Source organism: Tolypothrix campylonemoides VB511288_2 (assembly GCF_045999855.1).
Classification (GTDB): Bacteria; Cyanobacteriota; Cyanobacteriia; order Cyanobacteriales; family Nostocaceae; genus Scytonema; species Scytonema bouteillei_A.
In genome coordinates, this window is the sequence record NZ_JBFPMW010000020.1 from 1 (window position 1) to 17191 (window position 17191).

A 17191-nucleotide genomic window follows, 5' to 3' on the forward strand; every position below is an offset into this window, starting at 1 on the left:
CCCGCCGTAGGGGACTGGCGAACCCGAAGGGCTAATGGCTAATGGCTAATGGCTACTAACAACTAATAACTAATATGAACCCTGTCATCTCTATCAAAAATCTCAACCATTATTTTGGTCGCGGTCAACTTCGCAAACAAGTCTTATTTGATATCAACTTAGAAATTAACCCTGGTGAAATTGTTATTATGACAGGTCCTTCTGGATCTGGAAAAACAACTCTTCTGACTCTTGTTGGAGGACTGCGTTCCGCTCAGGTTGGTAGCATGCGTGTTTTAGATCGAGAATTATGCGGTGCAAGTGCGAGAGAATTGACATTAGCAAGGCGCAATAACGGTTATATTTTTCAGGCACACAATCTCCACGGCAGTCTTACGGCATTGCAGAATGTTAAAATGGGTTTGGAACTGCATCAGGGCATAACTTCCGAACAAATGGTTGCTCGTGCGATCGCAATGCTAGAACAGGTGGGATTGGGTCAGCGAATCAATTACTATCCCGATGATCTTTCCGGAGGGCAAAAACAAAGAGTTGCGATTGCACGCGCCCTAGTCGCAGAACCTAAAATTGTTCTAGCTGACGAACCAACAGCCGCTCTCGATAAAAAATCCGGTCGCGATGTTGTAGAACTCATGCAACATCTTGCTAAGGAAAAGAATTGCACCATTTTGTTAGTTACTCACGACAATCGTATTCTTGATATAGCCGATCGCACTGTCTATATGGAAGACGGTCGTTTAGCTAATAAAGAATTAATGAGCAGCAATATTCAGTAAATCGAAAAATTTTTCTCGCGAGGGCGATTGCATCCGTCAACTATGCAAAAGATTCAATTGATTATCAAAATTCAGAATGTTATATTGACAATTAGCGATTATTCTTAGGTATAGGATTAGCTTTCCCACAGAAAATCGCTCGCGTAGAAACAACCAAGATAGAGTAGCATTCCTCTTCCTTTATCTGCCGCTATTCTGTAGTATTCTGTTATTAACTTCAATACTTCCCAAAAATATTCCCATTCATCATTTTCCCAAATAACTGCGTATGCGTTAGGGTTGAATATACAAGCTTCTTTATATCTTTCTCTAAAATCTGATAGTGAAATTTTAAGCAAGGCTTTAGAAATTGTATGAGTTTCGTCAGAATTTAGGTATTTTACAGGGCCATAATCCTTAAAATCGCCTTTGGTTCCATCAATAGGCGTTTTGCCCATAACTGCATTGATTAATAGACGGTTTTTTTCTTCCTTTATGGCAACAATAAAGGGAAATTTACTCTCTTCCCACAAGGATATGTCTTCAGTCAGCAAATAGTGAATCGCATGCCAATATACATCAATATCTAGTCTACCAATTCTCCATTCCTCCTCATCTAGAAGAACATCCCAGTTTTCATGAACGTAAATCTTTTTGGATTCCAAATATTTAGGCAGAGTTAGCAATGCATCTGTTTCTAAAGCTTTTTTAGCATGAAGATACAGATCGAGCAAATACAGATCTTTAGTCACTAAGTTTAAGAGAGGTGAAGATATTTGTTTAAAGTTTCCTTCTATACCCATATGCTGCTTTATTGCCTGACTGTAAGATGAGCATGCCAAAGAGTACCAATTGCCTTCAGAATAGAAGTCTGAGGCTATACAAACAAAGTCCCTTCGGGTATCTTAGGAGCGGAGACGCTATGTGCAAGGCACACGCTCTCGTCGCTATCGCGACACGCTTCGCGATGCTAAGCTATGCCCGTAAGGGCTATACGCGATGCCGCAGGCTATGCCCGCAGGGCTATACCCCAGTTCCCACGGTGCAGGAAACTCGCCTGCTTTCCCTGGACGCACCGCCTAAGCGGACTTCTTATTAAGTTCACGTAGGTGGACTTAGCTTGTATAGCGGCGATTTCAATCGCAAACGTGTTTTTTCCAAATTGGGATGCTTCTAACTGTAAAATTATGCGGATCTCCTAAACTTTGACTATTTTATCTTAGACGTTGATTAAGTTGAAGAACGAATAAAGCTAATTTTGTTATACCAGAAGGGTACAAAGCTCTATCTCTCGCGAGCGCTCAGCACGGGAGGCGGTAGCCTATTGGAAAAACTAGGGAAAATACTATAACAGTTTTGGTAGATACAGTGCCTAAAATAGTTGGTGCCGTTTCGTTGAATATGTTAGTCAATTGTGTTCCAGACACCAATATGATTTCAGTGAAGTAGGTCTGCATTTTTCTCGATTCAATTCTTATTAGGTAATACCAATGAAACTGAGGATTTTTTCAACTGCTGTATGCTTTTTAATAGTGGGTTTAATGACTACTTCTGCTCTTAAAGCACAAACACCACCCGCCAGCACATACACCCCAGGTGACTGGCAACCTGTGGCACGAGTTGCTAGCCCCAAAGCCCCTGTCGAACTTCAATTAGTCAATAAAACGGGATTAATGTTGGAATATGGTTTAACAGACCTAGGTTTTACTGGGAAATTACCTCCCGGAAGCAACACTGTACGTAAAGGTGTTATTCTTCCTGATTTCCTTCTAATTAATGCTATGGAACCACTGGTGAGATTAAACTATGACGTTACAGTTAATGGCAATGTTGTAACTGTAGCAATTCGACAAGCAGGTTCGGGTGCGGGAGATACAACAATTAACTTCCAGCAAACGGGCGGAATTTACGTTTACTAAATATTAATTATGGGGATGAGAGATTGGGGATTTTTAGTTGTTAGTCTTTGAAACTGCAACACCCTAATATGTCATCCCTTAGGTAGAAGTAACTATTGAGTTGTAGTGTTTGGGTTGAAGGGTAATGAACTGTAACTTAATTCCTACTCACCTCTATGCATCGCCAGTTGTTTTTGAGTAGGGTTTTAATAAGTGGTCGTTTTTAGTAGGGTTAATACGACTTTTTTGGGTCAGTATTAGGTAAGATAGACCCATGAACTCAAAAATACGAATGCTCTAAAAGCACGCCACAGCAAGCACTAATGGCTTTGGGTGAGGCATGGAAACGATGTTTTAAAAAAACTGCTGGTGTGCCAAAATTCAAAAAGAAAGGCAAGCAAGGATAACAAAAGACAATGATGCAGAATTCATTGACATGGAAGTACGTATTTTTGAGTAAAACTGTTATCAATTGGGTCGAATCTATGGCGTTACTGTTGACTGACCAAGCGATTCGCGAGTGGTCTCATTGATTTTACCTACACAGTTTTGTTTGGTTGGTTCCTCTATTCGTATCAAAGAGCGATCGCGGCTTCTGAAGTAGCTATATAATTTCAATTGATTCATAACAGTTATGCTGTAGTTCAATTCCCTGTAAATCTACGGGTATATATAGTAAATAATGATGTATTTACTTCCGATGGAAGGCAACTTTTAAAACCAAGTGTTATGCTTTGGGTTATCCATCCTTAACCCCACCCGTTGGTTCGTTTAATACAGTGTCTAGCTCAAAGTTAGTAAAAATTCCGCAACAATTGGCAGAGGAACAAATGCAACAAGAGCGAATGCATGATGTTCTTCTGCTACTCAATCATTTAGCTAAAAATGAGGAAGCCACCGTAAAGCTTATTTTGGATGCTCTATACGATGTCGCTTCAGTAAACTTAATTAACAAAAAGCTTCAGAATCGCTCTCTCAATGCTGTGGCAAAATCAATTGCGAGAATGTCCAAACCAGTCTTTAAAATCTTTGCACTGCGTTGGTTTCAAAAGAATTGTCCTCAATTGATTGCTGACTGGCTCTACTTACAAGCGACTTTCACTGTTGTACAACCACAACCTGTTCCTACTCCCATACTTCCAGAAGCCCAGTTAGACTCTTTATCAAGAATAGATAATACAAGTCAAGACGAGATTAGGCGTCTTCGTTCTGAGGTGAGATGTCTTGCGGGTATCTCATTGGGAGCGCTTGTTGCTCTTGGGACTACTGTTATATGGGGTAACCCCCAAGTAAAGACAATCTATTCTCAATCTACTTCTGCGCTCGGTATATGTATGCCAGCCGATGTTGAGAACGTTGATAGTCCCACAAGATAATCAAAAAGCAATAGAATGCAGTTGGTCTCAAGATAGAGAAGTCTTAGAGTCAACATGATTATATACGACATTAAAAATGTAGTTAAAACTTATCCCGGTCAAACCCAACCTGCTAACAAGAACATCTCCCTCCAAATTTCTGAAGCTGAAATTTTTGGGATTTTAGGTGATAATGGCGCTGGTAAAAGTACTCTAGTGCGCCAGATGGTCAATTTACTGGCAAGCGATTCTGGCTCGATTTCTCTTCTTGGGAAAAATATTGTTGAGGCTCCCTATTTAGTCCAAATGAACGTAGGGTATATGCCTCAAGAAAGCGGCGCACTCAATAATTTAACTGTAGGAGAAGCTTTATACTTTACTTCTCACCTTCGAGGATTGAGTCGCGCTGACGCACAAAAAGAGTGTAATTACTTATTGGATTTGTGGCAAATTCGCGAACTACGCCACAAACCAAGTTCGCGTCTGTCTGGCGGGCAAAGGCGACTGTTGCGTTTAGCAGTCGCAATGGCAGGTTTGCCACCCGTACTTATTCTCGATGAACCAACGAACGATCTCGATCCCCAACGTCGCAAACTTGTTTGGGATAATCTACGTCAAATTAATCAGGAACAAGGTACGACGATTATTTTGATTACTCATGATGCGATCGAAGCAGAAAAAGCAATTCAAAGAGTTGGGATTATGCGTGCAGGAGAATTGGTAGCAGTAGGACGCCCCAGCGAACTCAAGCAACAAGTAGATCGAATATTGCGTTTGGAATTATTTTTTTCACCAGACTCTCCGCCAGAGTTACCACCTAGTTTAACTTACATTCCACTAGAACCCGGTCATTGGCAGGTGTTATTGGAATGGGCTCAAGTCACGTCAACTCTTAATAGCCTTAATTTAGATAAGATAGACGACTTTCGACTTTACTCAGCAACTCTAGAAGATTTATACCTGCACTATGCCACCCAAGCATAACCCTTCGATATTTGTACAAATTTTGGACTTATTTCTGATGGAACTAACTAACTGGCGTTGGTCTTGGCAGACAATAATCCTTAATAGCACAATCACTCCCATACTGGGAATTGTTGCTCTTGGTAGCTTTGCCCGAGGTACGGGAGAGGAAGCACAGGTGTATATTTTGATAGGTAATCTCGTTATGTCCCTCATGTTTGGTAATTTGGGCAACGTATCGTCTCGATTTACCTACATGAGATTTGCGGGAACTTTAGACTATTACGCAACGTTACCCATTCGCCGCGAAGCTCTAATTTTAGCAACTGTTGTGTCCTTCTTCCTGCTATCGCTACCATCGTTATTAGTAAGTCTTGGATTTGGTGTTTTTTACCTCCAACTTCCTCTGAGGTTCAACCCGCTCATTCTGCTTGTGATTCCCCTGTGCGTTTTACCTTTATCAGGTGTTGGTGCAATTATAGGAACATATGTCCGCACTCCGGAAGAAAGCGGCTCTTTAAGTTTGCTGTTCACAATGGTTATGTTATTTATTGGTCCGGTATTAATTCCAGCCAGTCGTTTACCAGAAATAGCAATTCTTTTAGGGCATTTAAGTCCTGCAACTTACGCTGCTGATGCTTTGAGACAAACTCTTCTTCCAACAGGTATAACTCAAAAATTAATCATAGATATAGTTGTTTTGATTGGCTTTTCGCTCTTCACCTTTTACTTGGTGGGACGTAAGGTAGATTGGCGACAGCAGTAGAATTACGTTTGTATCTTGCATCTATCTTTTAAAAGATTCTCTTATAATTTCTACAAAATTATTAAAAATAATATGACTCACTTTAATACTTTAGTCATAATTCCCTCAGATACAAACGATGTTGAAGCAAAAGTTAAGGAACTTATGTATCCTTACTACTCCTATTTAGAAGTAGAACCTTACAAAGAATATCTCAGTCAAAACGAACTACAACAAGAAGTAGAATACTTGAAAAATCTTCCCCAAGATGAGATAGAAAAAATGGCTTCAGATTGGGGAGTAAAGAATGATGATTTAGAAAATTTAGCTAAAATGACATTAGAATGGTTTGATGAAGTTATAGATGGTGTAGACGAAAAGGGTGAATATAAAATATATACCCACAATCCTCAAGGCAAATGGGATTGGTACAAATTTATCGAGCAAGAAAGCGCTGAGTCATCAGAACCTATCTTTTACCCGTGTCGCGTAAGCGAAATTCCTTCAGTAGTACCTTACGCAATTATCACTCCAGAGGGTCAATGGTATGAGTTAGGTTTTTATGCAGGCTTAGAAAGCTTTGTCAAAAATTTGAAGGGAGAAACAGCAATGAATCCAGACCAGATAAATTGGGAACAGAAAGTTCAAGAAATAAAATTCCGTTACTCAAATTATCTGGCTGTTGCTTTACATTGCCACGATTAGTTCTTTTCCGTCACGGCTAGCTGTTTCCGTCGATACTTGAACATTGCTGCTGCACCCAAAGCCCCAAACGTTAACAAACCAAAGGTTGTCGAAGATTCGGGTACGGACTTAGCTCTAATTGCGGCTAGCGCTGCTTCTGCAACTAACTTGTGAGCGTTTGTAGTAGGATGAACTTCATCAAAGAAAAGAAAATCGTTGGGATTATCACAGGTTTTCAAGACTTGATTTATTGTAATTTTATATATTACGCAAGAGGTAGTCACATCTTTAAAACCAAATTCTCCTGGATTAGCGATCGCCTGATTAAATAACGAATTAATATCAACAGGGATGATATTAACTCCAGGAATATTATTGCTTAATTGAGCTATAGATGTTGCTAATACCGCATTATGAGCGTTGGTTGCAGCGGTTAAAATGGGGGAATTTGCAGATCCCAATACAATTGGAGTTTTGCCTAGATCGGGTAAATTAAATACCAAAATATTTTGGGCACCTGCTTGGGCAAGTAACTCTACTGAATTTGATATATTCTTTACTATTTGAACAACGTCAGGATTTTGACCGAATAAGTAATCGTTTCCTCCTCCCCACACAGCATAGAGCCCATTCGCATCTACCGTTTGGTTATTTGCTAGAAACCCGGTGACTTGCGCCAGCACTCCTGGTGCGCCAGGAACAAAAGCATTGCCTTGACCCGAGGTAGACCCCCCAAAAGCAAAGTTGATACCTTGGGTTGGAATCGTAGTACTGAGATTGGTGGATAAAGTGGGTGTTAATCCTAGAGCTTGTCCGAGGTAGTCCACCCAAACTTTATCGTTGGAAAAACGTCCTTGAAAGTACGGCGGGCTTGGAGGAATCGCACCTGAAGGCAGTTGCTGAGTAATGTTAAATATATTACCAGTGTCAGACAGGCTATCACCAAATACGTTAAATTGGCTAAAGGCTGCAGAAGCTTTTAGCGGCACACTTAAAGAAACGAAGACCAATCCTGCTGTCAAAAGTTCTTTTTTCATATCTACGCTGTTCTTTGTATTTTTTGTACTTTATTAAACTTAGTAAACAGAGATAGCACTGGTTTAGCCTAAATCCTTACTGCTCTCTAAAAAAGGAACTTTTTCTAGAAACCCAACAGGTAATTCTACGTACCAGGATACAGAGCAATTATTTAAACAAGCTATCACAGACGATCGCTGTTAGTAAGTATCTTCACTAGTTTTTTATTATTAACAGGATTTAGCATGTCCGGAATTTACAGTAGTAAAATTGTTGATAACATTAATCACAATATATAGAGAGGACAAACGATGACTGTCTTTGTAGCCGTTAATGACACTTTGGCTTTTTCAACATATTCCACACAAGGTACAGAGAGTATCGTTCTTTCCTCGATCGCGCAGGAATGAAGCGTGCAATTCCTCTGTGAACCTTGTGCAAAAAAATTGCATGCACCGAGGAAATACAAATGAATTTGAACTGTTTGGGCTGGAGTGATTTTTTTGCTTCTAGCTTTGAACCATTACGCAAAGAAGGATTGACTGTCGCTAGGGTAGCTATTGAACACAAAAATACTTATGTTCTTTATAGCGATCGCGGAGAACTGTCAGCAGAGGTCACGGGTAAACTGAGATACCAAGCGACTGAAGCAAAAGATTTTCCTGCTGTGGGAGATTGGGTTGTTATTCGGGTGAGGGATTCTGAAAAGCGAGCAACTATCCAGGCAATTTTACCCAGAAAAAGCAAATTTTCTCGTAAGGCTGTAGGCGCTAAAACGGAAGAACAAATCGTTGCTACTAACATTGATACAGTGTTTTTAGTCTCGGGATTGGATGGAGACTTTAACCCCAGAAGAATCGAGCGCTATCTGATGACAGCTTGGGATAGTGGAGCGACGCCTGTTATTTTGCTTAATAAAGCAGACTTATGCGAGCGCGTAGAACAATGCGTGGCTGAAGTGGAAGCAATTGCCTTTGGTGTACCTATTATAGTTTTAAGTGCTGGCACTTCTCAAGGCTTGGATGCCTTAAAACCCTACCTCCAATCCGGACAAACCGTGGCTTTACTGGGATCGTCTGGTGTTGGTAAATCCACTATCAGCAATCAATTGATAGGAACAGAAGTTCAAACTGTTCGAGCGGTAAGAAAAGGAGACGATCGCGGGAAGCACACAACTACCCATCGAGAGTTAATTTTACTGCCAACAGGTGCTTTGATTGTCGATACACCAGGTATGCGGGAACTCCAAATTTGGTCGGGGGACGAGGGGTTGCAGGAAACATTTGCAGATATTGAAATGTTGGTACAACAGTGTCGTTTCCGAAATTGCCAGCACGAGCGCGAACCAGGTTGTGCAGTGCAACAAGCATTGGATGGAGGAACGCTCGACTATCGCAGGTTTCTAAACTATCAAAAATTGCAAAAAGAACTGAATTATCTTGCTCGCAAGCAAGACCAAAGGTTGAATTTATTGGAGAAAGAACGATGGAAAAAAATTCATAAAGAAATCCGAAATTACAAAAAGCGTTGATTGGGGAGAGGGTTAGGGTGTGTTTTCAATGTGTTAGATTCCCCCTAGCCCTTTAATCGGAAGGGCTAGGACATCCGTGACAGGTTAAGAAAAAGTGCATTTTGTCAATCAGCTAAAATACTCAAATGAGTTATTTATTGTCATTAATGCCACAACTTTTTTAAGACTTATTGCTCCAATCACCGTAACTTTTGCTCCCCGGTAAAATGGCTTCATTTCATATACTCTTGTTCCCTTTTGTGAACGTGCATGCGTTCTTGCTAAACCCAGTATTACCCCTGTTTCATCTAAAAATACCAAGTTTTCTGGCTCTATCTCCTTGACTTTTTCCCAATATTCTACTCTGAGTTTTTGAACTCTTGGAGTTGCTGCTTGGCTACTCCGCAATGTTTTTTTTTGCGATTTAATCCTAATTTTTGTAAAGAACGACACATTGCCGTCTGACTCACCCAATTACCTGTCTTTGCCGCAAATAATTCACAGAATTCCACTATTGTTGCATCCGGATTCTCTGACACTAGTTCTCTTAACTCTAATTCCGCATTTGTCAGATGACTAAATCGTGGCTTACCCGGTTTTAATGGTTGTAAATTACCATGACTTTTTTGTTGCTTTACTAGCTTTTGTACTAAACTTTTGCTCACTGCAAATCTGAGTGCTACTTGACGAATCGAGATTTTTTCCTCAATATGCGCTGCCACTATTTTTTCTCGAATATCTACTGAATATGCTTTCATGACAGTATTATCTTTTGATTTTATTAATACTAACTGTACCTCATAACATCGGAAACTGCTGTAAATCATTTTGTCAGATTGAAAATATGTTGACAACCATGTAGTAACAATCGGAAACCAAATTTTTTCAATTGTTAAGAATAGTAAGGATAAAAATCTTTGTAATTTTTTTCGTCTGCTTTCAAATAAAATAGGGATTGGGAGATTTGTTGCTAATGCTTCTAAACTAACTTTTTTAATTGACTGTAAAACATTAATTAAAATTGTTAGCAGTAAGTATTCAGTTGGGCTAAATTGACTTTTTAAGTGTGTTTGGTAAAATAAAGGTATCATTGTCATTAGATAGGTCTTGTTGACAAAGGTAGACCTATCTTTTTTTACCACAACTTGCTGCACACTTGAACTCATAAGCTTTTCAGGCTATTTTGTCGCCCCTTCAGGTGATATTGCCAAAGCTGCTTTAAATAAGTCAGCACCAACGGGCAAATGTTAATATTTTTAACAAAAACTGACTTGTAGCCACACATTTTCATACTATTCTTAAAAATATTTGTAAAAACTTAGTTTTTAAGTTTTATAAAAGTCGTGCAACAACCGTCCTAAAAACGTTTTCTTTTCTTATGAATATGACCACAACTCTAAGTACAACCGTAGTTCTTAACGCCGACCAAATCAGGAAGACTCAGGAAGCCATTGATGCATATATTCACAGCATTAAGACCAGCCCAAATCATCGAGCTGGTGCTGTCCCCTACTATCGTTTTCATGATGCAGGACAACCAATTCGTGGGACGGTACTGCTGTTCCACGGCTTAAGTGCTAGTCCTCACCAAATGTGGCGATTGGCAGATTACCTATTTTCCAAATGAGGATGCTGCGGATATCGATACAAACAAAGACTTGTTTAAAAAGATTGGTGGTGAGCAAAAAGGGCATTACTTGTATACATATCCTACTACTGATCTAGTGCCACACCCAATGGTAGACCCCACAGAAGTCAGCCAAAATATGAGTAATCGCTTTTGGCAAAGCCTTTACCAAGAGACTTTCCGCTTCCTCACCACTGGCAAAGTTAATCCTAATAATCTGAGTAACACTGAACAAGAATCAGATGTGCCTGCTGTTGCTCCTGTTGCATAAAAGTTTGGTTTGCCGAAAAGTACCAACCTAGAAAGCCTGTACCGCTCCCACAGCAATCTGTATTGATGAAGCAATTAGCGTGAGTATTCAGGAGATTTTGATAACGGAGGAGAGAATTTACAATGAGCAGTCAAACTCAAACCCAAGTTGCCACATCTGATGTCATCAAATTTGGCGACACCGTTTACTTAGAACATATGAGCGGGCGGTACATCACCGCATGCGATCGCGGCAAAGCCCATCGCTATAATTGGCCTCGGCTCGATGGGACTGACAAAGTGAAGTTTGAGATTGTGGGTCAGTCAGAGGGCGAACTCACGGATGGCAGCATCATCAAACTGAAATCGACTGAATCGGAGTTGGGCGATTGCAATCTTCTAGGAGCCTTTCAAGACAGTCACGATTGCTACTATTGGAGCGACTGCAAGCAAACCAAGAAATTCTGGGAAGTTACTTTCTATGAAACCAAACAAAATTGGCGGATCACCAAGAAAGATCGCAACTCAGACAACAAGATTCGCTATGGCGATCAGGTATATCTGACCAACCTCCACTACAAAAACCAGCGATTATCCCGTGACTCCTGGTATAAGGGATACATAACAACAGTGCCCAATGCGAATGAATGGTGGACGCTTAAAGCCGAAGGCACGCAAGATAATGTCGGCATTAGCTCTGAAGCAGCGCTGCTGCGACGGTTATTTGAGCCGAAGGTCAAAGGCTATAGTGCTGCCAACATGGCTTATATGGCTTACTGTGCAGAAGCGGCTTATGGTAGTCCCGAAGTTAGTAAAGCCAAGATGGAACAACTGGGTTTCACCATCAACGGCACTGAACATTTCATCGACCTCCCTGGCTCTGATACCCAATGTCTGGTCGTGGGTGATGCAGAAAAAATAATCATCGCCTTTCGGGGTACTGAGAATTTGAAGGATTGGAGAACCGACCTGGAATTGCTTAAAACCGCTTGGAAGATTGGTGCTGGTGCAGTACATAAGGGCTTTTATGAAGCGATGGAATCTGTATTGTCTCAGGTTGTCGATCGCGTCAAGCAACTGCGGACAAACAATCAACCGATTTGGTTCACCGGACATAGTTTAGGTGGTGCATTGGCTGCCCTCGCCTGTGCCACCTTCTGTCAAGATAAAGATCGAGAGTTAACGACCTATGAGGTTGCTGGGATTTATACCTTTGGTCAACCTCGCATTGGCGATCGGATTTTTATGAAAGCCTTTGATGCCGAAGCCAGAGCCCGTTACTTCCGGGTAGTCAACAATAATGACATTGTTCCTCGCATCCCTAGCATGGGGTACCAGCATGGCGGAAATCTGGTATACTTTGATGCGTTTGGGAATTTCTATAATAATGCAATCATAGCCTTGTGGAACCCCATGTCTTGGTGGCGACGGCTTCAGGGTTACTATGCGAGCCTTTTCAACCTTGATTCCGATGATATTGGCGATCACCGCATGGGTGACTATCGCATCTTGACGATGCGCCGACTTGAAGGGATGTAGCAGAATGGCACTCGAACTGAGCCACTAATATAGAGCGATCGCTTATCTCGCGATTGCTCTCAAACCTCCAAAACCTGAAATAACCTTACAAAAAGCACAGGCTGACAGTTTTCCAAATTAATGAAAGTGAAAACAGTCGAGTTAAAACAGCATCCAATAGCAAGTTTGCCGGATGAGACGTTAGAAACCAAGTTACATAGCCTCAGCGAAGCGCACAGGTATGAATTTAGTAACAAAAATATAGAGTCTGCTGGTCATAAAAAATTTCCTAACAGATTAAGTTAATCATTGCATCCTTTCCTGAAAAACAGCGAGGCACTGACCAATTTTTCTTCCAAGCTTCTTCTAAAAGCCCCTTGACAACTGCCTTGCAGCCTTAACTTGTGACAAATGGGGCTAGGATGCTTTTAAAGTCCCCTTTTTCAGGGGTGAAGCGGGGGCTTTAAAATTTAGGGGGCTAAAAAAGTAGTGTGACACACCCTTGAAGAAGTTGGAGAGATGAATACTGGATAAACGATTTATTGGAGTACGGTAATCTGTATACGAAAGCTCCTCAATCCCATTTAAAATTAAAACTATAAAAGAGAATTGAGGAGCTTCCAGGATGCAAGTTACATACGATTCTGATAAGCGCAAATTGCTGTCATCTCTGTCTCACGGTGCAATATTCTTCAGCACAGCGCTGTTTTCGATTGGTATTCCAATAGTAATTAACTTAATTTCGGATGACCCAGTTGTTAAAAGTAACGCCAAAGAATCTATTAATTTTCACTTTAATGTTTGGTTTTGGGCGACTGTCATTGGAGTCCCCTTAGGTATTTTATCTTGGCTTACCTTTGGGCTTGGTGGAATTTTGTTCTTTCCAGTTGTTGCGTTTGGCTTTTTACTACACTGGGGACTGACAATTTGGGCATTGTTACATTGTTTTAGCAATCCTGACGAACCGTTCCGTTATCCGTTCATTTTTCGACTGTTTTAATTACAAAAAAATGCAGGGGTTAGGGAGAATTTACAATAACGCATTCCTTCTAACTCCTACTTTCTGCTTTTATGCTTGTAAATCATTCATTAATTAACTGCGATTGGAGGTTGTTACTGACTACCATTTCATAATGTTCTACTGTTGGAAATGGCTCGTAAAAATGATGCAACAATTGACGCCATTGTTCGTACTCTGAGGATTGACGAAAACCAACTGTATGGTCTTCTAATTTTTCCCATTGCACTAGTAAAATATACTTATTATCTGCCTCCAAACATCGTTGTAGCTCGTGACTCACATAGCCATTCATTGAAGAAATAATTGATGAAGCTAGCTTGAAAGCTTTCTCAAATTCTGGTGATTTTCCGGGTTTTATCTGGAGAATTGCAACTTCTAAAATCATATTTCTTTCAAGAAAAATATTTATTTATATCCTTTGCAATATATCGTATTTTGTAATTTAAGATTCAAGACTTGTCAGTTAAGCCTAAAAATACGAAAACACGTAGGTCGGGTTGAGGAACGAAACCCAACATTTACTTTATATCGGTAAATAGATAGAAAGCATTATCAATCATAAAAAACATAATAGTAGATAGCAGAATATACAGGAGAAATTCCATGATTCCTGGGAACAGTGCATTCAAACATCTCAGCCACAATGTTGTATCGCAGTATAATTTATTTCTTACTGCTCGCAGACTGGGCGATCGCACAAAAGTTTTCAAATTTCTTATAACAGGTGTAGCAGTCTTGGGTTCTTTAACACCTCAACTAGCGTGGGCGCAAAGGGATCTTAATTCCTATGGTTCGCAAGGTACAGGTAACTATTTAAGGTATCCTTTTGGAACGCGCATTGCGCCCAATGGTAGAATTACTACACCAAATAACGGTACTCTTTACCCTTCCAATACAATTGATAATGGTAATGGCACAAAAACTTTCTATTACCGCAATGGAACTCGTGTCATTCTTAGAAAAGATAAGATGAAACCAGGTGGAGTGTATCTCAGTCCAAACAGCACCAATGGAGGATTGCGAACAACTCCCAATCGAGCACTTCCCCCATTTAAAGATCTCAGAAATCAGTAATTACTTTAATAAGCAGTATCAAGAGTCAGTGCAAAGACAGACTGAGTGGCGAGCATTTTCTTAACCACTTCTGCATCAACGCCTAAAAATCTTAAAGAGCTTAACTCGTTTATTACATTTAACAGACTATACTCCACCACGCGAAAACCTTGTTCGGAAGCGAATTGTCGCGCTTGCTCGGGAGTTGTAAAATTACGATCGACTAAAGATCTACCTGTAAAGTCGGTTCCCGTTTGTATGAGCTTTTGTAATTCTGGGTCATTTTCTAGCGATCGCGAAAGGCTCACTGTATCAATGAAATCAGGGGTAATCCAAACTCCACCATAAGCGTGAAGCACTTCTCGGACATTGCTACAGACTTTTTGCTTTTCTGACAGTGTAAGATGGGTCAGCAACCCCTCACACAAAATCATGACTGGCTGTTCTGCTTTAAAATGAAAGGTACTTTTTAAAAAATCGCTGCGACTGCTAGTAGCATCTAATTCTACAAAGTGCAAATTGGGACGTTCCCCAATAAGTTGCTGAACCAGTTGCTGCTTGCAACAAATCATTGCAGGCAGATCGGTTTCAATAAAAGTGATGTTAGGGTCACAAGATAAGTTAAGACCACGCGGTAGCAAACCAGATGCTAGCTCAAGAATTTGTGTTATTTGATATTGAGCCATGACTTGGTTAATTGCTTTGTAGCGAGCTTCCACGCGTGCTGTCAGCAAAACGCTCTTGTCTTGCTTTTGCGGTAAAGATATCTCTATGAATCTTTGCGCTTCTACCAATTGTGCCAGATCTTGAGCATGGGGAATATCTGTAAACTGTCTGGCTAAACTTACCATGAAAGCAGTGAGGCTAATTTTATCGAAGTCATTGACTTGGTATGCGTTCATGGGTTTTTCTTGGTTAAGCTTTTCTATTTGCTTTTTCTCTAACTGGGAAACTCGCGACTTTAACAGTAACAACGCACGTCTTCCCCACACTCATCAGCAAGGTAGCAAAGGGCGCGAAACCTCAAACTGGAAACTTGCTCGTAAAAGGGATTGAGCTTGCAAAGAGGCGGAATATGGGCTACTTTTTGCCCAAAAAGATAGATATCGCGCTCAAAAGGACATTGAACTGGAATCGATCTGCAGAGAAAATGGGCTATTTTGGGGCTGGTGATTTCGATGCGATCGAGCCAATGACGAATCGGTTGCAGGAGATCCAGGCTGTTCAATTGGAAGTTAATGCAGTCGTTCTGATAAGGATTGTTTCTGATGAAGTTAAGCATTGTTGTGTCTCTGTAAACTACTAATTAGCAGTTTAAAGATAATTCTGAGAAATGACACTACTTGAAAAATATAAGTTTATTTTATGACTTATAACTCTAACTTAACTGTTTTGAATCAGTTTGCAAAGTTTAACAACAGTGACTAGTTAAACATTAGACTTGTGTATAGTCCTTACACTGTGGTGGAGATATAACAGTAGAATTCCATCATAGAGCAAGTACTATGCAAAGAATTGAAGCAAACGCACTTAAAAATAACCTGGGCTAGTTGCTAGAGCGTATTAGGCAGCCAATAGAGGAATACTCCCAACAAACTCAACTTTCCCCAGAGTGAGTGATTGAGTTAGCGATCGCTCAGTTCATAGATATGGACTCTGTGACTTTTGATGATTGTCAGATTGATTCACCAGGAGTACTTAGGGAACAAAATAAAATCCTAAAAATTCAGCTAGAAGCTGCACAAACAAAGCTAGGGTTGGTGTGATTATCATTGGTGGTAATCTGAATTTGGTGAAAGTCCGTCAACTATATTTCGCGCAACTATGCTTAAAAGCCAGATTCAACTGATTGACAGCACGACGCAAGAAATTTTCCCGGCTGCTCCTGATGGAACTGTGTTACTCTCAAGTATGAATGCGGGCTGGCGCGGAATTACGGTAGAACTTCACCAAATCGCACCGCTTGAACTCCCCGAACACTACATTGAAGGACACCGTCTCATTGTCCATACTGGCAAACCAATCCATTATGAATGGAAAGATAGTAGTCGTTGGCGACAGAAGCTTCTCAAACCTGGTGACTTTTGCCTTCAAACACATGGAGATATGAATGCACCCCGTTGGAGAGAAAAATTTGAGTTTGTCGCAATATCTCTGGAACCAGAATTTGTCAGCCAAGTTTTTCAAGATACTGTTGCAACTGAAAATGTCGCTTTTCAAGAACGACGTTGCGAATATGACCCGATTGTAACTCACTTTGCGTCGCGTTTCAAAACAGAGTTGAAATCCAGAAATTATGCTGGAGGATTGTACGGTGAATCTCTGGGATTGGCATTTGCACTACATTTATTGGCACATCATGGGGTTAGCAGTAAAAAACCTCTTGAACCAAAAGGAAAGCTATCGGGATTGCAATTGAGACAAGCTATTGAGTATATCCACGATCATCTAAGCGAGGATTTGAGTCTTATTGCTTTAGCAGACCAAGTCAATCTCAGCCCCTATCACTTTGCTCGTTTGTTTAAGCGATCGCTTAGACGCTCTCCCCATCAGTACGTGCTGCAAAATCGAGTAGAGCGAGCTAAGCAATTAATTTCAATCTCTCCATATGCGAATTTAACAGATATTGGTCTACAAGTTGGTTTCTACGACCAAGCACATTTCACCAAAGCTTTTAAGCAGATTGTTGGTGTTTTACCAAAAAACTTCTCAAAACTACAAGCGCACCCATTGATTCCTCTCGCTTCTTAATTCCAAAACAAGAGCAAGAATTTACAATTTTGCTAAGTGGCTCTC

At 40.6% G+C, this 17191-nt stretch carries 20 protein-coding genes and 1 pseudogene; 13 read left to right on the forward strand and 8 right to left on the reverse strand.

The window, feature by feature from the left end:
• The first annotated feature begins 74 nt into the window (after positions 1-74).
• A complete protein-coding gene (locus AB0756_RS37185) occupies positions 75-776 on the forward strand; it encodes a DevA family ABC transporter ATP-binding protein (protein ID WP_038073028.1) in 702 nt (233 codons plus the stop codon).
• A 116-nt stretch (positions 777-892) separates the two neighbouring features.
• On the opposite strand, the gene AB0756_RS37190 is transcribed toward AB0756_RS37185, so the two are convergent.
• Positions 893-1558 carry a DUF1877 family protein gene (locus AB0756_RS37190; protein ID WP_038073030.1) on the reverse strand — a complete coding sequence of 222 codons (666 nt, stop codon included), beginning with the start codon at positions 1556-1558 and terminating at the stop codon, positions 893-895.
• Between the two features lie 687 nt (positions 1559-2245).
• On the opposite strand from AB0756_RS37190, the gene AB0756_RS37195 reads away from it, so the two are divergent.
• Positions 2246-2674 (forward strand): hypothetical protein, encoded by a 429-nt coding sequence (locus AB0756_RS37195; protein ID WP_038073032.1) that lies wholly within the window; start codon positions 2246-2248, stop codon positions 2672-2674.
• A gap of 462 nt (positions 2675-3136) precedes the next feature.
• Here the strand turns inward: AB0756_RS37195 and AB0756_RS37200 are convergent, their stop codons facing one another.
• Positions 3137-3280: a hypothetical protein gene (locus AB0756_RS37200; protein WP_153021459.1), complete on the reverse strand. Its 144-nt coding sequence runs from the start codon at positions 3278-3280 to the stop codon at positions 3137-3139.
• A 152-nt stretch (positions 3281-3432) separates the two neighbouring features.
• Here AB0756_RS37200 and AB0756_RS37205 point away from each other — a divergent pair, with 152 nt between their 5' ends.
• From AB0756_RS37205 to AB0756_RS37220, 4 genes are all read left to right on the forward strand, one after another.
• Complete coding sequence (locus AB0756_RS37205) at positions 3433-4029, forward strand: hypothetical protein (protein WP_237265876.1); 597 nt, start codon at positions 3433-3435, stop codon at positions 4027-4029.
• Positions 4030-4083: 54 nt separating this feature from the next.
• On the forward strand, positions 4084-4992 hold the full coding sequence (locus AB0756_RS37210) for an ABC transporter ATP-binding protein (protein ID WP_038073035.1): 909 nt from the start codon (positions 4084-4086) through the stop codon (positions 4990-4992).
• A gap of 37 nt (positions 4993-5029) precedes the next feature.
• Positions 5030-5737, forward strand: a complete 708-nt coding sequence (locus AB0756_RS37215) for an ABC transporter permease (RefSeq protein WP_237265877.1) — start codon at positions 5030-5032, stop codon at positions 5735-5737.
• A gap of 72 nt (positions 5738-5809) precedes the next feature.
• A complete protein-coding gene (locus AB0756_RS37220) occupies positions 5810-6421 on the forward strand; it encodes a hypothetical protein (protein ID WP_038073039.1) in 612 nt (203 codons plus the stop codon).
• Here AB0756_RS37220 and AB0756_RS37225 read toward each other — a convergent pair.
• Positions 6418-7437, reverse strand: a complete 1020-nt coding sequence (locus AB0756_RS37225; RefSeq protein ID WP_038073042.1) for an SGNH/GDSL hydrolase family protein — start codon at positions 7435-7437, stop codon at positions 6418-6420. The genes AB0756_RS37220 and AB0756_RS37225 overlap by 4 nt on opposite strands.
• A gap of 449 nt (positions 7438-7886) precedes the next feature.
• On the opposite strand from AB0756_RS37225, the gene rsgA reads away from it, so the two are divergent.
• The gene (gene rsgA / locus AB0756_RS37230; RefSeq protein ID WP_038073044.1) at positions 7887-8948 is read left to right on the forward strand and encodes a ribosome small subunit-dependent GTPase A; all 1062 of its coding nucleotides are present in this window, start codon (positions 7887-7889) and stop codon (positions 8946-8948) included.
• A gap of 338 nt (positions 8949-9286) precedes the next feature.
• Here the strand turns inward: rsgA and AB0756_RS37235 are convergent, their stop codons facing one another.
• Together AB0756_RS37235 and AB0756_RS37240 are read right to left on the reverse strand one after the other, a co-directional pair.
• Positions 9287-9754, reverse strand: a complete 468-nt coding sequence (locus AB0756_RS37235) for a helix-turn-helix domain-containing protein (protein ID WP_336604405.1) — start codon at positions 9752-9754, stop codon at positions 9287-9289.
• Positions 9746-10018 (reverse strand): annotated as a pseudogene (locus tag AB0756_RS37240) (IS4 family transposase); the annotation flags it as partial. The gene AB0756_RS37235 and the pseudogene AB0756_RS37240, both read right to left, overlap by 9 nt.
• A gap of 287 nt (positions 10019-10305) precedes the next feature.
• On the opposite strand from AB0756_RS37240, the gene AB0756_RS37245 reads away from it, so the two are divergent.
• The 4 genes from AB0756_RS37245 to AB0756_RS37260 all read left to right on the forward strand — a co-directional run bounded on the left by AB0756_RS37245 (position 10306) and on the right by AB0756_RS37260 (position 13321).
• Positions 10306-10554 carry an alpha/beta fold hydrolase gene (locus AB0756_RS37245; RefSeq protein WP_202048613.1) on the forward strand — a complete coding sequence of 83 codons (249 nt, stop codon included), beginning with the start codon at positions 10306-10308 and terminating at the stop codon, positions 10552-10554.
• A gap of 109 nt (positions 10555-10663) precedes the next feature.
• Positions 10664-10825 carry a hypothetical protein gene (locus AB0756_RS37250; protein WP_202048614.1) on the forward strand — a complete coding sequence of 54 codons (162 nt, stop codon included), beginning with the start codon at positions 10664-10666 and terminating at the stop codon, positions 10823-10825.
• Between the two features lie 122 nt (positions 10826-10947).
• Positions 10948-12342, forward strand: a complete 1395-nt coding sequence (locus AB0756_RS37255; RefSeq protein ID WP_050045749.1) for a lipase family protein — start codon at positions 10948-10950, stop codon at positions 12340-12342.
• 604 nt (positions 12343-12946) lie between these two features.
• Entirely contained in the window at positions 12947-13321 is a 375-nt protein-coding gene (locus AB0756_RS37260) for a DUF4870 domain-containing protein (protein WP_038073047.1), read from the forward strand.
• Between the two features lie 82 nt (positions 13322-13403).
• Here the strand turns inward: AB0756_RS37260 and AB0756_RS37265 are convergent, their stop codons facing one another.
• The gene (locus AB0756_RS37265) at positions 13404-13727 is read right to left on the reverse strand and encodes an antibiotic biosynthesis monooxygenase family protein (RefSeq protein WP_038073049.1); all 324 of its coding nucleotides are present in this window, start codon (positions 13725-13727) and stop codon (positions 13404-13406) included.
• A 218-nt stretch (positions 13728-13945) separates the two neighbouring features.
• Here AB0756_RS37265 and AB0756_RS37270 point away from each other — a divergent pair, with 218 nt between their 5' ends.
• Entirely contained in the window at positions 13946-14416 is a 471-nt protein-coding gene (locus AB0756_RS37270) for a hypothetical protein (RefSeq protein WP_038073051.1), read from the forward strand.
• A 5-nt stretch (positions 14417-14421) separates the two neighbouring features.
• Here AB0756_RS37270 and AB0756_RS37275 read toward each other — a convergent pair whose 3' ends face one another.
• Together AB0756_RS37275 and AB0756_RS37280 are read right to left on the reverse strand one after the other, a co-directional pair.
• A complete protein-coding gene (locus tag AB0756_RS37275; protein WP_038073053.1) occupies positions 14422-15297 on the reverse strand; it encodes a class I SAM-dependent methyltransferase in 876 nt (291 codons plus the stop codon).
• Between the two features lie 59 nt (positions 15298-15356).
• Positions 15357-15677 (reverse strand): Mo-dependent nitrogenase C-terminal domain-containing protein, encoded by a 321-nt coding sequence (locus AB0756_RS37280; protein ID WP_072040744.1) that lies wholly within the window; start codon positions 15675-15677, stop codon positions 15357-15359.
• A 542-nt stretch (positions 15678-16219) separates the two neighbouring features.
• On the opposite strand from AB0756_RS37280, the gene AB0756_RS37285 reads away from it, so the two are divergent.
• Positions 16220-17146, forward strand: a complete 927-nt coding sequence (locus tag AB0756_RS37285) for a helix-turn-helix domain-containing protein (RefSeq protein ID WP_038073057.1) — start codon at positions 16220-16222, stop codon at positions 17144-17146.
• The last annotated feature ends 45 nt before the right edge of the window (positions 17147-17191 follow it).

What these genes read in the sequence shown, in the direction of transcription:
- AB0756_RS37280 (WP_072040744.1), bottom strand. Translation starts at nt 15,677, where the DNA reads ATGCTTAACTTCATCAGAAACAATCCTTATCAGAACGACTGCATTAAC.
- AB0756_RS37235 (WP_336604405.1), bottom strand. Translation starts at nt 9,754, where the DNA reads ATGATTTACAGCAGTTTCCGATGTTATGAGGTACAGTTAGTATTAATA.
- AB0756_RS37285 (WP_038073057.1), top strand. Translation starts at nt 16,220, where the DNA reads ATGCTTAAAAGCCAGATTCAACTGATTGACAGCACGACGCAAGAAATT.
- AB0756_RS37200 (WP_153021459.1), bottom strand. Translation starts at nt 3,280, where the DNA reads ATGAATCAATTGAAATTATATAGCTACTTCAGAAGCCGCGATCGCTCT.
- AB0756_RS37260 (WP_038073047.1), top strand. Translation starts at nt 12,947, where the DNA reads ATGCAAGTTACATACGATTCTGATAAGCGCAAATTGCTGTCATCTCTG.
- AB0756_RS37225 (WP_038073042.1), bottom strand. Translation starts at nt 7,437, where the DNA reads ATGAAAAAAGAACTTTTGACAGCAGGATTGGTCTTCGTTTCTTTAAGT.
- AB0756_RS37215 (WP_237265877.1), top strand. Translation starts at nt 5,030, where the DNA reads ATGGAACTAACTAACTGGCGTTGGTCTTGGCAGACAATAATCCTTAAT.
- AB0756_RS37185 (WP_038073028.1), top strand. Translation starts at nt 75, where the DNA reads ATGAACCCTGTCATCTCTATCAAAAATCTCAACCATTATTTTGGTCGC.
- AB0756_RS37265 (WP_038073049.1), bottom strand. Translation starts at nt 13,727, where the DNA reads ATGATTTTAGAAGTTGCAATTCTCCAGATAAAACCCGGAAAATCACCA.
- AB0756_RS37220 (WP_038073039.1), top strand. Translation starts at nt 5,810, where the DNA reads ATGACTCACTTTAATACTTTAGTCATAATTCCCTCAGATACAAACGAT.
- rsgA (WP_038073044.1), top strand. Translation starts at nt 7,887, where the DNA reads ATGAATTTGAACTGTTTGGGCTGGAGTGATTTTTTTGCTTCTAGCTTT.
- AB0756_RS37190 (WP_038073030.1), bottom strand. Translation starts at nt 1,558, where the DNA reads ATGGGTATAGAAGGAAACTTTAAACAAATATCTTCACCTCTCTTAAAC.
- AB0756_RS37210 (WP_038073035.1), top strand. Translation starts at nt 4,084, where the DNA reads ATGATTATATACGACATTAAAAATGTAGTTAAAACTTATCCCGGTCAA.
- AB0756_RS37245 (WP_202048613.1), top strand. Translation starts at nt 10,306, where the DNA reads ATGAATATGACCACAACTCTAAGTACAACCGTAGTTCTTAACGCCGAC.
- AB0756_RS37250 (WP_202048614.1), top strand. Translation starts at nt 10,664, where the DNA reads ATGGTAGACCCCACAGAAGTCAGCCAAAATATGAGTAATCGCTTTTGG.
- AB0756_RS37270 (WP_038073051.1), top strand. Translation starts at nt 13,946, where the DNA reads ATGATTCCTGGGAACAGTGCATTCAAACATCTCAGCCACAATGTTGTA.
- AB0756_RS37255 (WP_050045749.1), top strand. Translation starts at nt 10,948, where the DNA reads ATGAGCAGTCAAACTCAAACCCAAGTTGCCACATCTGATGTCATCAAA.
- AB0756_RS37195 (WP_038073032.1), top strand. Translation starts at nt 2,246, where the DNA reads ATGAAACTGAGGATTTTTTCAACTGCTGTATGCTTTTTAATAGTGGGT.
- AB0756_RS37275 (WP_038073053.1), bottom strand. Translation starts at nt 15,297, where the DNA reads ATGAACGCATACCAAGTCAATGACTTCGATAAAATTAGCCTCACTGCT.